The 12,528-nt window shown below is 71.0% G+C and carries 15 protein-coding genes; 7 read left to right on the top strand and 8 right to left on the bottom strand.

Annotated elements, in window-relative coordinates:
• Positions 1-11 precede the first annotated feature (11 nt).
• Together CEK68_RS06510 and CEK68_RS06505 are read left to right on the top strand one after the other, a co-directional pair.
• Entirely contained in the window at positions 12-554 is a 543-nt protein-coding gene (locus CEK68_RS06510) for a TetR family transcriptional regulator (protein ID WP_152238920.1), read from the top strand.
• A 181-nt stretch (positions 555-735) separates the two neighbouring features.
• The gene (locus tag CEK68_RS06505) at positions 736-1,371 is read left to right on the top strand and encodes an Ax21 family protein (RefSeq protein WP_226977794.1); all 636 of its coding nucleotides are present in this window, start codon (positions 736-738) and stop codon (positions 1,369-1,371) included.
• A gap of 176 nt (positions 1,372-1,547) precedes the next feature.
• On the opposite strand, the gene CEK68_RS06500 is transcribed toward CEK68_RS06505, so the two are convergent.
• The 5 genes from CEK68_RS06500 to CEK68_RS06480 form a co-directional block, all read right to left on the bottom strand.
• Entirely contained in the window at positions 1,548-2,573 is a 1,026-nt protein-coding gene (locus CEK68_RS06500) for an NAD(P)H-dependent glycerol-3-phosphate dehydrogenase (RefSeq protein ID WP_148829788.1), read from the bottom strand.
• An 18-nt stretch (positions 2,574-2,591) separates the two neighbouring features.
• Complete coding sequence (secB, locus tag CEK68_RS06495) at positions 2,592-3,110, bottom strand: protein-export chaperone SecB (RefSeq protein ID WP_017907745.1); 519 nt, start codon at positions 3,108-3,110, stop codon at positions 2,592-2,594.
• A gap of 88 nt (positions 3,111-3,198) precedes the next feature.
• On the bottom strand, positions 3,199-3,633 hold the full coding sequence (locus tag CEK68_RS06490) for a rhodanese-like domain-containing protein (protein ID WP_152238918.1): 435 nt from the start codon (positions 3,631-3,633) through the stop codon (positions 3,199-3,201).
• Between the two features lie 53 nt (positions 3,634-3,686).
• Positions 3,687-4,106, bottom strand: coding sequence for a hypothetical protein (locus CEK68_RS06485; RefSeq protein WP_026144149.1), 420 nt, complete (start codon positions 4,104-4,106; stop codon positions 3,687-3,689).
• A gap of 45 nt (positions 4,107-4,151) precedes the next feature.
• Entirely contained in the window at positions 4,152-4,622 is a 471-nt protein-coding gene (locus CEK68_RS06480; RefSeq protein WP_043094080.1) for a YiiD C-terminal domain-containing protein, read from the bottom strand.
• Positions 4,623-4,655: 33 nt separating this feature from the next.
• On the opposite strand from CEK68_RS06480, the gene CEK68_RS06475 reads away from it, so the two are divergent.
• The 3 genes from CEK68_RS06475 to CEK68_RS06465 all read left to right on the top strand — a co-directional run bounded on the left by CEK68_RS06475 (position 4,656) and on the right by CEK68_RS06465 (position 7,796).
• Positions 4,656-5,438, top strand: a complete 783-nt coding sequence (locus CEK68_RS06475; RefSeq protein WP_152238917.1) for a uroporphyrinogen-III synthase — start codon at positions 4,656-4,658, stop codon at positions 5,436-5,438.
• Positions 5,439-5,550: 112 nt separating this feature from the next.
• Complete coding sequence (locus tag CEK68_RS06470) at positions 5,551-6,531, top strand: uroporphyrinogen-III C-methyltransferase (protein ID WP_017908650.1); 981 nt, start codon at positions 5,551-5,553, stop codon at positions 6,529-6,531.
• Positions 6,528-7,796: a heme biosynthesis HemY N-terminal domain-containing protein gene (locus CEK68_RS06465; protein WP_148830357.1), complete on the top strand. Its 1,269-nt coding sequence runs from the start codon at positions 6,528-6,530 to the stop codon at positions 7,794-7,796. The genes CEK68_RS06470 and CEK68_RS06465 overlap by 4 nt, the downstream gene beginning before the upstream one ends.
• A 227-nt stretch (positions 7,797-8,023) precedes the next feature.
• Here the strand turns inward: CEK68_RS06465 and CEK68_RS06460 are convergent, their stop codons facing one another.
• Both CEK68_RS06460 and CEK68_RS06455 read right to left on the bottom strand, forming a co-directional pair.
• The gene (locus CEK68_RS06460; protein ID WP_148830358.1) at positions 8,024-8,593 is read right to left on the bottom strand and encodes a hypothetical protein; all 570 of its coding nucleotides are present in this window, start codon (positions 8,591-8,593) and stop codon (positions 8,024-8,026) included.
• A gap of 181 nt (positions 8,594-8,774) precedes the next feature.
• A complete protein-coding gene (locus CEK68_RS06455) occupies positions 8,775-10,055 on the bottom strand; it encodes an acetyl-CoA C-acetyltransferase (RefSeq protein WP_026143786.1) in 1,281 nt (426 codons plus the stop codon).
• A 105-nt stretch (positions 10,056-10,160) separates the two neighbouring features.
• Between CEK68_RS06455 and CEK68_RS06450 the strand changes: the two genes are divergently transcribed.
• Together CEK68_RS06450 and CEK68_RS06445 are read left to right on the top strand one after the other, a co-directional pair.
• Complete coding sequence (locus CEK68_RS06450; protein ID WP_152238916.1) at positions 10,161-11,048, top strand: hypothetical protein; 888 nt, start codon at positions 10,161-10,163, stop codon at positions 11,046-11,048.
• Between the two features lie 212 nt (positions 11,049-11,260).
• Entirely contained in the window at positions 11,261-11,827 is a 567-nt protein-coding gene (locus CEK68_RS06445; RefSeq protein WP_152238915.1) for an NADAR family protein, read from the top strand.
• Between the two features lie 146 nt (positions 11,828-11,973).
• Here the strand turns inward: CEK68_RS06445 and CEK68_RS06440 are convergent.
• A partial coding sequence (locus CEK68_RS06440; protein WP_226977793.1) for a superoxide dismutase family protein occupies positions 11,974-12,528 on the bottom strand: 555 nt, incomplete at its 5' end.

The raw sequence follows: 12,528 nt of genomic DNA, 5'->3' as shown, positions 1-12,528 counted from the left end.
GCGTTGGACACATGAGCGGCAGGACCTGGCGCCAGGATCCGCACCGGAAGGAAGCGATCGAGCAGGCCACCTTGCGGGTGGTTCTGGACCACGGCGTCACCGGCACCACCTTCCGCAAGGTCGCCGAGGAAGCCGGCGTTCCGCTCAGCGCCACCACCTACTATTTCGGCTCGATGCACGACCTGCTGGTCGCCGCGTTCACCCGATTTTCCCAGGAGGTGTCCGCCGACTTCGCCGCCGAAATCCGCACCGCGCAGAACCGCGACCAGGCCTGCGAGGCGGTGGTGAACATCATCTTCGCCGAGGGGACGGCGTCCCCGCGGGTGCTGCTGCTGAGCTACGAACTGTATGCGTTCGCCCGCCGGCATCCGGAGATGACCGCGATCATGCAGCAGTGGATGGCCAGGAGCCGGGCCGCCCTGGAAACGCAGTTCTCCGTCGCCGCATCCGCCGCCATTGATGCCTTCATCGAAGGCGCGACCATCCACCGCTCGGTCGTGCCCATGGACAGGCAGCGCGTGCGCGCGGCGATCGAGACGCTTGCCGCGATGTAGCGTGCCGCTCGCACGCGGTGGGCGTCGCCACCTGCGCCGACAGTCCTGAAATTCCCTGTTGCCTGGAATGCAACGGCGCGCATCACAACAATGCATCGCGAGCGCCTGAACGGGGCGTTTAATTTATGGACTGGTCGGTTTGGGATTCAGGGCGAGTTCGGGTCGCTAACGGATAATTTACATATCGGCAGCGAACGGCCCCACGCCTCAGCGCCGACAAACCAATAACGAAGGTACCCCGATTATGAAGACCTCTCTGCTTGCTCTCGGCCTCCTGGCCACCCTGCCGTTCGCCGCTTCGGCCGCCGAAGGCCTTTCCTACAACTATGCCGAAGCCGGCTACGTCAAGACCGACGCCAGCGGCGCCGATGCCGACGGCTGGGCGGTCAAGGGTTCCTACGCGTTCCACCCGAACTTCAGCGTGTTCGGCGACTTCAACCGCCAGAAGACCGACTTTGCCGACGCACGCGTCGACCAGTGGCGCGTCGGCGCCGGCTACAACCACGAGATCGCGACCAGCACCGACCTGGTGACCCGCGTGGCCTACAACCGTTTCGCCCCGGAATACGGCACCAAGTTCAACGGCTGGAGCGCCGAAGCGGGTATCCGCACCGCGTTCAACCCGTACCTGGAAGTCTATGCCCTGGGTGGTTACGAGGACTACCTGAAGAAGGACGGCGTCAATCCGGAAGGCACCTTCTACGGCCGTCTGGGCGCCCAGGCCAAGCTGAACCAGAACTGGGGCCTGAGCGCCGACCTGAAGATGGACCGCCACGGCGACAAGGAATGGTTCGTCGGCCCGCGCTTCAGCTGGTAAGCGTTGCCTAGCGCCGCGCGCGTCGTCTCTCTCTCCCGCCGCGCGCGGTTCGGAAAGCCCGGTCCCACGACCGGGCTTTTTTTTGCCTGCCGATCCGGCGCATCACTGACCCACGGATATGCAGACACGCAAACGCCCGGCCAGGCCGGGCGCTTTCGTGTCCGGCGGTAGCCGGATCAACTGAACAAGGTGGTCGGGTACTCGGGCTTCTGTTCGCGCGCCAGCAGCTGCTGCAGGCCGACCGCCGGGGTCAGCTCGCCATGCAGAACCGCGCGCACCGCGTTGGAGATCGGCAGATCGATGCCGTGGCGCTCGGCCTGGCGCATCACCTCGTCGGCGGTCTGCACCGACTCGACCACCTGGCCGATCGCGCGCACCGCCTCCTGCAGCGGTTGCCCACGGCCCAGCGCCAGGCCCAGCCGACGGTTGCGCGAGAGGTCGCCGGTACAGGTGAGCACCAGGTCGCCGAGTCCGGCCAGCCCCATCAGGGTTTCCGGCTTGGCGCCGATCGCCGCGGCCAGCCGCAGCATCTCGTTGAGGCCGCGGGTGATCAGGCCGGCACGGGCGTTGAGGCCCAGTTCCATGCCGTCGGCCACGCCGGTGGCCACCGCCAGCACGTTCTTCATCGCCCCGCCCAGCTCGGCGCCGACCATGTCGTCGCCGGTATAGGCGCGGAAGGTCGGGCCGTGCATCGCATCGGCGACCTGCTGCGCGAACGCGGCATCGCCGTGCACGGTCACCGCGGTCGGCAGGTCCAGGGCCACTTCCTTGGCGAAGGACGGGCCGGTGACCACCGCCAGCGGGACCTCCTCGCCGAGGATCTCCTGCGCCACTTCATGCAGGAACCGCCCCGACCCGGGCTCGAAACCCTTGGTCGCCCAGGCCACGCCGGCCTGCGCCGGGCGCAGCGGCGCGAGCTGGCGCAGGGTTTCGGTGAACGCATGCGACGGCACCACCACCAGGATCCAGTCGGCGCCATCGATGGCCGCCGCCAGGTCGGTGGTGGCCTGCAGGCCCTCCGGCAACGCGATCCCCGGCAGGTAGCGCGGGTTTTCGTGGCGCTGCCCGATGGCCTCGGCGACCACGGCATCGCGGCCCCACAGCACGGTCGGATACCCGTGCCGTGCGGTCAGCGACGCCAGCGCCGTGCCCCAGGAGCCGGCGCCGAGGACGGCGATCTTCTTCTTGGCGTTATCGCGCATGCGCAACGGCGAACGCGCTCAGGCGTTGCCGGCCGGCTCCGAATCGGCCAGCGACTGGCCCTCGCCCTGCTGCGCGCGCTGGCGCAGGGTCTCGGCGTACAGGGCCTCGAAGTTGATCGGCTGCAGGAAGAACGGCGGGAAGCCGCCGGCCTGGATCAGGTCGCTGACCAGCGAGCGCACGTACGGGAACAGGATGCTCGGGCACTGGGTGCCAAGCAGCACGTCCACCGCCTGCGGGTCCAGGCCGACCAGGCCGAACACGCCGGCCTGCTGCACTTCGGCCACGTAGGCGGTCTTGCCGCCGGCGGTGCAGGTCAGGGTCACGGCCAGCACGACTTCGAAGGCCTGCTCGTTCAGCTGCTGCACGCGCTGGTTGAGGTTGAGCTGCAGTTCCGGCTGCGCGTTGTCGTTGAACACCGACGGCGCGTTGGGGGACTCGAAGGACACGTCCTTGACGTAGATCTTCTCGATGGTGAAAGCGGGACCGGCCGCGGCGTCGGCCGGCGCCGCGGCGCCGTTGTTGGTGAGGTCGGACATTGCTTGACTCCGGTGGATTCGGTAACAGAAAGAAACGGGATTATCACACGCCGGCCGCGCCCCTCGAGGTCGGACCGGACGCGGTGTCTCAGCGGCCCTTGACCAGCGGCAGCTCGGCCTGCTGCCAGGCGGCGATGCCGCCCTCGAGCACGTAGACCTGCTCGAAGCCGGCCTTCTTCAACTGCTTGGCGGCGCCGTCGGCGGTGGTGCCGGTGCGGCAGACCAGCACGACCGGCTGCGCCTTGGCGTTGGCCACCAGCTTGTGCTTGGGGCCGAACTGGCTGGCGGTGGCATTGCGGCTGCCGGCGATGTGGCCCTTCTCGAAATCGGCCGAGGCCGACAGGTCGACCACCACCGCATTGCCGGCGTTGATCAGGCGGGTCAGCTCCGCCGGCCGCAGGCTCTTGTAGCCACGGAACAGGCGCGCCACTTCGGTGACGATCAGGGCGATGGTCAGGCCCACCAGGGCCAGGGCCAGCATCGGGTTGCGGCCGGCGAAGGCGAGCAGTTCTTCGAAGTTCACGGGACTCGGGGGCTGGAAGCGGGCGCCGATTGTCGCACAGCTCGGCGACCGCGCTACTGGCCGTTCCACAGGTCCGGCAGGCCGTCCTGCAGCCACCAGGTCTTGGCCTCGGGGTCCCAGCGCCAACGCTCGCGGTAGCGGACGATGCGCTCGGCCTGGGTATTGCGGTTGATCACGCCCAGTTCGATCTCGCGCAGCGCCTCGCCGTCGCCGACCGCGCCGCCGCCGACCTTGTAGGAGGAGACCTGGATCTGCCGGTAGCGCTCCAGTTGCAGGTCGGTCAGCGGATGCGCCTGGCGGTAGGCCGGGTCGACCACCTGCCAGGCGGTCTCGAACTCGCTCCAGCGCACCGCCGCGGCGTAGGCGGTCTGCAGATCGTCGAGCTTGCGCTGTTGCGCGCGGCTGCCGGCCACGGCCGCGCCGGTCCAGCCCAGCAGCAACAGCAGCGCGAGCGCGCGGAACATCGAGGGCATGGCGGCGTCCAGGTGGCGGCGCGCGGGGCGCGCGATCCGCGCATCCTACCCCTTGGCAAGGGCCACGAAGCGACCGCTCAGGGTCGCCGCCGCGGCCGCGCCGGGCGCGCCGACCTGGGCCTGGATGCCGATGCGGGCGCGGCCGCGCTGGCGGAAGGTATTCACGAACACGGCCCAGTCGGCCTCCGCATCGGCATTGGCCTGGGCATGCAGATCGGCGTAGAGCGGCGACAGGTAGCGCACCTGGCTGTCGGCGACGTAGACGTCGGCCTGCAGGCCGGCGCGGTGCAGCTCGCAGTTGACCAGCCCCCAGCCGGCCAGGGTCATCACCGAGCCCAGGCTGCCGCCGAAGGCGTTGCCCTTGTCGTTGAGGTTGGCCGCCAGTGGTGCGACCAGCTGCAGGCGCTGCTCGGCATACTCGTGCACGGCGACCTGCAGCGCCGCCACCGGCGGCATGGCCTGGAACTGCCGTTGCAACTGCTGCAGGAACGCCTCGAAGGAAAGATCCGCTGCCATGGTGCGATTGTGCTGCCGGTGGGGGCTCGCATAATGCCTGGCATGAGCGCGCATGCAACCGCCGCCCCGGCCTGGACCTTGATCTCGCTGCGCCCGCAGGGCGAGCACGCGCCGCTGCGGCGGGCCGCGGCGCGCTGCGGCGCACGGGTGCTGGCGGTATCGCCGTGGCGGCTGCGGCCGCGCGCCGATCCCGCCACCCGCGCGGCCCTGGCCGCGGCGCTGGCTGCGCCGCGGGTCATCGTCAGCAGCCCGGCGGCGGTGCGCGCGGCCGCGGCGCTGCAGCCGCTGGCGGCACGCCCCGGCCAGTGCTGGCTGGCGGTGGGCGCAGGCACGGCGCGCGCCTTGCGCCAGCACGGCATCGCCGAAGTGGCGACGCCGGCGCGGATGGACAGCGACGGCCTGCTGGCGCTGCCGGAACTGGCCGCGCACGACCTGCCGGTGGGACTGATCACCGCCCCCGGCGGCCGCGGCCTGATCGCCGCACACCTGCAGGCGCGCGGCACCCCGCTGCTGCGCGCGGACGTGTACGTGCGCGAACCGGTACGACTGCGCGCGGCCGACCTGGCCCGCCTGCGTGCGGCGCCGCCCGGTGTGCTGGCGCTGAGCAGCGGCGAGGCGCTGCAACAGCTGCTGGCGCAGTTGCCGGAGGAGTTGGCCCGGGCCTGGCGCGCGCGGCCGGTGGTCGCGGCCAGCGCGCGCCTGGCGACCCTGGCCGCGGACCTGGGGTTCGTCGACGTCGCCCAGGCGGCCGGACCGATGCCGCAGCAGTTGGTCGCCGCAGCGGCCGCGATCGTAACGCGCTCGCCACCTCGCTGAACGCGGGCCGCCGCCCGGGTTGCGGCCGCAGTGCCGCTCACGCCATGCTCCGGCGGTGCCGCGCCGACCGCCGCCTTGCTCGCGACGGGCGACGGCCCCCAGGACGCTGCCGATGACCGACGAAATCCCGATCACGCCTCGCCGTTCCACACGCTGGATCTGGTTGCTGCTGGTGCTCGCCACGCTGGCCGCGCTGGCGTTCGCCGGCTGGCGTGGCTGGGACTGGTGGCAGGCGCGCAGCGCGCGCGAACTGGCCCAGCAGTCGGACCTGCAGCAGCAACTGCAGGCCTTGCAGCAGGCCCAGGACAGCCTGCGCCGCGACCAGCGCGCCACCGCGCAGCGGCTGCAGGACGCGGCCAGCACCAACCGCGTGCTGCGCGACGAAATGCTCGGCCTGAGCCAGCGCAGCGCGCTGCTGGAGGCCAATGTCGCCAAGCTCGCCGATTCCAACCGTCACGGCGCGCAGGCGCTGCGCCTGGACGAGGTCGAACTGCTGCTCAACCAGGGCCAGCAGCGCCTGCTGCTGGCCGGCGATGCGGCCGGCGCGCGGCGTGCCTACGCGCTGGCCAGCGGTGTGCTGGACGGCATCGACGATCCGCAATTCCTCAACCTGCGCCAGGCGCTGCTGCAGGAACGCACCGCGCTGGACGCGCTGGGCGACGGGCCGCAGGCACGCCTGGCGGCGCAACTGGATGCCTTCGCCGCCAGCCTGGACAAATTGCCGACGCAATTGCCGGAGAGCGCGCAGCAGCCGCTGTGGCAGCGCCTGCTGGCGCCGCTGGTGAAGATCCGCCCCTCGCAGGGCGGCGTCCTGGCCGCCGGCTCGGAGCGCGTGGCCGCCCACGACGCGCTGCAGCTCGACCTGACCCTGGCGCGCGCGGCGCTGGAACGCGGCGACACGCGTGGCTATCGCAGCGCCCTGGCCGGCGCCGGGCGCTGGCTGTCGCGGCTGTGGCCGGAGTCGCCGCAGCTGCGCGAACGCCGCGCCGCGCTGCGCACCCTGGCCAATGCCGATCTGCGCCCGACCATTCCCGAACTCGGAACCACCCTGCAACAGTTGCGCGCGATGCGCGACGCAAGGAGCCCGTCATGAAATCCCTTCGTTCCCTGATCGTGCTGTTGATCGTCATCGCGCTGGGCGTGATCGGTGCGCAATGGCTGGGGCAGGACCAGGTGCGCCAGCTCGGCGAGGTGATCGTGCGCGTCGGCGGCACCGACTACATCGCCTCGCTGCCGCAGGCCTCGCTGCTGCTGGTGATCGCGTTCCTGGCGCTGTGGCTGGTGTGGAACGTGCTCAGCTTCCCGTTCCGCGCCTGGGGCCGGCGCCGCCGCAAGCAGTCGCGCGCGCGCTTGCTCGACGGCCTGGCCGCCGCCCACGCCGGCCAGTGGACGCGGGCCGAGAAGCAGCTCAACGCCGCCGCCGAAGACCCCGAGGTCAGCGCCATCGCCCTGATCGCCGCGGTACGCGCGGCCGATGCGCGCGGCGACCGCGAGGCGACCGAGCGCCATCTGCGGCGCCTGGCCGAACGCGATGCCGCCGCGCATGCATTGCTGCTGGCCGAACTGCATCTGGAGCAGCAGCGCCCGGTCGATGCGATCAATGCGCTGGACGTGGCCGCGGCGCAGCCGCTGCCGCCGCGCGGGCTGTTGCTGCGCACCGAGGCACTGACCCGCATCGGTCGTGCCGGCGAGGCCTACGGCCAGCTCGGCGCGATCCGCCAGCAGCAGGCGCTGCCGCTGGAGGCGATCGCCACGCTGGAAACGCGCCTGGCCGCGGCCTCGCTGGACCAGGCCGCCGATGCCAATGCCCTGGCCGAGCGCTGGGAGAGCCTGCCCAAATCGCTGCGCAGCGAGCCGGCGGTGGTCGCCGCCTACGCGGTGCGCGCGGCCGCCCTGCGCTGGGACGATGCGGCGCTGCGCAGCCTGGAGCAGGCGCTGGACACGCGCTGGGACGAAGGCCTGGCCGCGCTGTACGGGCGCCTGCCGGTGGAGAAGTACGATTCGCGCCGCGCCAGCGCGCAGCGCTGGCTGCAGGCGCATCCGGACAGCCCGGCACTGCTGCTGACCCTGGCGCGTCTGGCCAGCCGCCAGCAGCAGTGGCCGCAGGCCGAGGAATTCCTGCACCGCGCGCTGGCGCTGGGTGCCGGTGCCGAGGCGTGGGAAGTGTTCGGCGACGGCTATGCCGACGCCGGCGACATGCTCGCGGCGCAGCGCTGCTACGCCAATGCGCTGCGCGTGCAGCGCGGCGACATCGCGCAGCCGCTGCCCGAGCCGGTCGCGCCGGTGACCCCAATCGCGCCGGCGCCGGACAGCACGGAACGGCGCGACGACCATGGATTCCCGCGGCTGGAGGGTTGAGTCCGTCCCGGTGTTGTCAGAGATGGCCAAGCCTGCAAGACCAGGCCGGGCATGCTGATCCGCGGCGAAAGCGCGTCATGGCCGCTTCCGGACGCGGCAGCGCACGCGCATCGCTCCTGCGCCGATCAGCGAGAGGAGCACGGCAGAAGGCCTGGGCCGCGTCGTGTGCCCAGGCCGGCGGCGCGCCGGTCATCGCATCCGAAGGTAGGACGGCCGCGTCCGGCCGCTCAGCGCCGCAAGGCCGGCGGCAGCGCCGGCAGGCGCGCCAGGAACGCGGGCGCCAGGCCCTTGTAGCGCGCGTAGCGCTCGTCCATGCGCCGCGGCACCAGGATGCGCGCGCCGAACATGCCCCAGATCAGCATGACCAGGAACACGGCACCTCCCAGCCAGAACCCGCTCTCGCCGCCGACGGCGAATCCCAGCAGCGGGCCAACCAGGAAGGCACCGGCGATCAACAGGATGTACCGGTTGCGCCGACGCCGATGCGCCGCGCACATCCCGAGCACATGGCTGCTGCGCTTGCGCGCGACCAGCGCCGCGATCGCATAGACCAGGATGCTCACCAGGATCAGCGCGTACCAGCCCGGCGCGTGCCAGTAGAAGGTGCGCTTCTTGAGTTCGTCGTTGCCCAGCGCCGCCCCGCACTTCACACAGTGCGGCGGGAACGGCGCATCGCGCAGGCACAGCAAATCCGTGCCATCGCGCCACAACGTCTCGCCCGGCAACGGCGGCGGCAGGCTGGACGGACTGGCGACGCTGGGCGCCTGGTACGGATTGAAACTGCCCTGCTCGGTCATGGCCTGCGCCCCCTGCGCGCCGTGTCGCCCGCGTGACGCAGGCGAATCGGCGGGCATGGTAGCGCGGCCGATGCAGCGCGGTAAGCGCTGGCGGCGCCGGCGCGCAAGGATCGGTGGATGGCGCGCAGGCGTGTCCCGGGAGGATATGGGCACGGGTGCAGGCACCGCGCCCGCACCGGGGTCAGCGTTCGACGATCGCCACCACGCCCATGCCGCCGGCGGTGCAGATCGAGATCAGCGCGCGGCCGCCGCCGCGTTCGACCAGTTGCTTGGCGACGGTGGCGACGATGCGCGCGCCGGTCGCGGCGAACGGATGGCCGGTGGCCAGCGACGAGCCCACCGGGTTGATCTTGGCCGGATCGATCTGCCCCAGCGGCGCGTCCAGGCCGAGCCGGGTGCGGCAGTAGTCCTCGCTCTCCCAGGCACGCAGGGTGCACAGCACCTGCGCGGCGAAGGCCTCGTGGATCTCGTAGATGTCGAAGTCCTGCAGGCGCAGGCCATGGCGCTTGAGCATCTCCGGCACGGCCACGGTCGGCGCCATCAGCAGGCCTTCGCCGTGCACGAAATCCACCGCCGACACCTGCGCATCGCGCAGATAGGCCATCGGCACGTGGCCATGCGCCTGCGCCCATTCTTCCGAGGCCAGCAGCACCGCGGCGGCGCCGTCGGTCAGCGGGGTCGAGTTGGCCGCGGTCAGGGTGCCGCGGCCGCTGACCTTGTCGAACGCCGGCTTCAGCGTCGCCAGCTTCTCCAGCGAGGTGTCCGCGCGCAGGATGTTGTCGCGCTCCACGCCGCGGAACGGCGCGATCAGGTCGGCGAAGAAGCCGCGCTCGTAGGCGGCGGCCAGCTTGTGGTGCGAGGACACCGCCCAGGCGTCCTGCGAATCGCGCGAGATGTTCCACTGCTTGGCCATGTCCTCGCAGTGGTCGCCCATGCTCTTGCCGGTGCGCGGCTCGGCCACGCCCGGGAACTCGGGCTTGAGCTCGGCGAACTTGAAGCCGCGGGTCAGCGCGCGCAGCTTGTCGCCGGTGCTTTTGGCACGGTTGGCCGCCAGCAGGCGCGCGCGCAGTTTCTTGCCGTAGACGATCGGCACTTCGGAGGTGGTGTCCGAGCCGCCGCCGATGCCCGACTCGATCTGCCCCAGCGCGATCTTGTTGGCGACGGTGATGATGCTGTCCAGGCTGGTGCCGCAGGCGCGTTGCAGGGTGATGCCCGGGGTCAGCGGCGACAGCCCGGAGGACAGCGCCGCCTCGCGGCCCAGGTTCCAGTCGCTGGAATGTTTGATCACCGCGCCCATCGCCACTTCGCCCAGCTGCTGCCCGTGCAGCCCGTAACGCTCGACCAGCGCGCCCAGCGTGCGCACCGACATGCCGAGGTTCCCGACATCCGCATACGCCGTGTTCTGCCGGCAAAACGGAATGCGGACGCCGCCGAGAATGGCGACGGGACGGGCTGCTGGCATGGGATTACCTCGCGCGAGGGGAGTCGGGGACATGGCCTGCACGGTAGCGCAGGCATAATGAAGCGAGTGTAGCTATGCGCCCGCGACGGGCCAACCGCCAATCCCATGACCCAAGCCTCCGCCACTCGCCACGCCCACGGGGTCATCGCCCTGGAATTGTCCTCCGGGCGCGAACCGGCGCACCCGGCGCTGCCGCATGCGCAGGCCGCCGAACTGGCCGAAAAGGTCGGCCGCGACCTGGCGCAACTGGTGCCGGCGGTGCGCGAACTGGAACTGAGCCTGGCCGGCGCGCATTTCGACCCGGCCGAAGCGTTGCGTCCGGGTTGGCCGCTGCACCGGCGCCTGGAGGAACTCGCCGCCCGCGCGCCCGACCGTCACGACGGCCCGCGACTGCTGGCCTTCGGCACCGATGCCGACGGCAGCGTGCCGCTGCCGTTCCAGGCCGACGCCGGCCTGCGCGGCGGCGCATTGCGGGTGGTGCCGTTCCTGCTCAGCGGCCCGGCCGACACCGTGCAGTCCGTGGCCGAGGCATTGGAGGACGTGTTGCTGGCGCAGGGCATGGCGCAGGCCGATACCGCGCTGCTCGCGCAGAAGGGCTTTGGCGCGGAGATCGAGCACGCCCGCTACCTGACCGGCCACGACCTGGCGGCGATGATGTCCATGCAGTACGACAACCAGGGTCTGGCACCGCTGTGGCCGCTGATCGAGACCGCGCTGCTGGCGCCGGACCAGGAAGAATGGCTGCAGGCCCCGCCCGAGCCGCTGCTGCGCTACCGCGGCGGCGAGGTGCGCATGGCGCTGTTCGACCCGGCCAGTTGGTGCGCGCACTACGCCTACGACCGCCAGGACTGCGAACGCCTGCAGCGGGTCTACGAGCAATATCTGGCACGGCAGCGGCAACTGGCCGCGGTGCTGGAAGCCCACGGCCTGCCCGTGCTGTACGTGCATTGCGAGAGCGGGCAGGACGCCAAGCAGGCGTTGCTGGCGGCCTGAGCCGCGTCGGCACTTCCACTGGCTTGCGCCGCTCGACCGGAGCAAGCGGGCCAGCGGTGGCATGCGGGCAGGCGCGCGTTGCAGAGAGACCGCGATGCCGGGCTGACGCGGCAACAGGCGGCCGCACCGGCATGTCGCAGCATGCGCAGCGCTGCCCTGGCATCGCAGGGTTGCAGCAGTGCAGACGAACTTGATTTCCAGCGGGGACATCCATGCACACCGTGTTGACCGTGGACGCGCTGTGCGCGCGCCAAAAAGCGGGCGAACACCTCAAGTTCGTCCACTTCTGGGGGCACACACCGAAGCAGCCCGGCGCCATCGACCGCAGTTGCTTCAGCCAATGGTTCGAGGCGCCGTTCGTGCTCGATTCGGTGACCTACCCCACCGCCGAGCATTACATGATGGCCGGCAAAGCGCGGCTGTTCGGCGATCATGCCGCCTGTGCCCGCATTCTGGCCGCCGTGCATCCCGGAGAAGCCAAGGCGATCGGGCGGGAGATCCAGGGTTTCGATGAATCCACCTGGCGCGATGCCCGCATGCAGTTGGTCATCGCGGGCAACCTGGGCAAGTTCGGCCAGCATGCGGCGCTGAAGACCTTCCTGCTCGGGACCGGCGACAGGGTGCTGGTCGAAGCCAGTCCGGTCGACCGGATCTGGGGCATCGGCCTGGCGGCAGACGACCCGCGCGCCGCCGATCCCACGACGTGGCAGGGCGAGAACCTGCTGGGCTTCGCCCTGATGGAGGTCCGCCGGCGACTGGCGGAATCAGATCCTCGCTGAGCGCGACACACGATGCCGCTCTGCTTCATGCAGCCTCGATCCGACGCGACTGGAGCCACTTTCCGGATATCAGCGGATCCAGGAAGCGAAAGACAGCGGCGCCCGCAACACGGACGCCGCCATCGCGAACGTCATCCAGCGTGCACTTACTGCGCCGGCGCAGCCGCCGCGTCGCCCTTGATCACGCCGCAGGCCAGGCGGCCGCCGGCATTGCCGGTGGGCTGGCTCTTGTAGTCGTCCGGGTCGGCGTGGACGATCACCGCGTGGTTGAGGATGTCGAAGCCGTCGCCCTTGCCGATGTTGACGTTGTTGGACACCGCCGCATCGATGGTCGCCTTGCCCTCGGCGTCGGCCTTGAGATTGGGCATGTCGCCGCCGTGGTGCGGATCGCTGCCGACCTGGCCGTGCTCGGTCTTGGCCGGGTTGAAGTGGCCGCCGGCACTGCTGCCGTCCGGCGCGCTGCAGTCGCCGAACTCGTGGATGTGGAAGCCGTGCTCGCTGTTGGGCTTGAGCCCGGTGATGGTGCCGGTGACATGCACGGCGCCGTCGACGGTGGTGAACTTGACCTCGCCGGCCACTTCGTTGCCCTGGGTCGGGCTGAGCGCCGCGCTGGCGCTGCCGGTGGCGTTGGTCGCGGCCGGCGGTGCGCTCGCGGCCGGGGCGGCGGCGGGTTCGGGGGTCGCCGCCGGGGTGGAGGCGGG

The sequence above is a fragment of the Xanthomonas sp. LMG 12461 genome (genome assembly GCF_009192935.1).
Lineage (GTDB): Bacteria > Pseudomonadota > Gammaproteobacteria > Xanthomonadales > Xanthomonadaceae > Xanthomonas_A > Xanthomonas_A sontii.
Note: the sequence above shows the minus strand (reverse complement) of the source record. Positions and strands in the feature narration are given on the sequence as shown.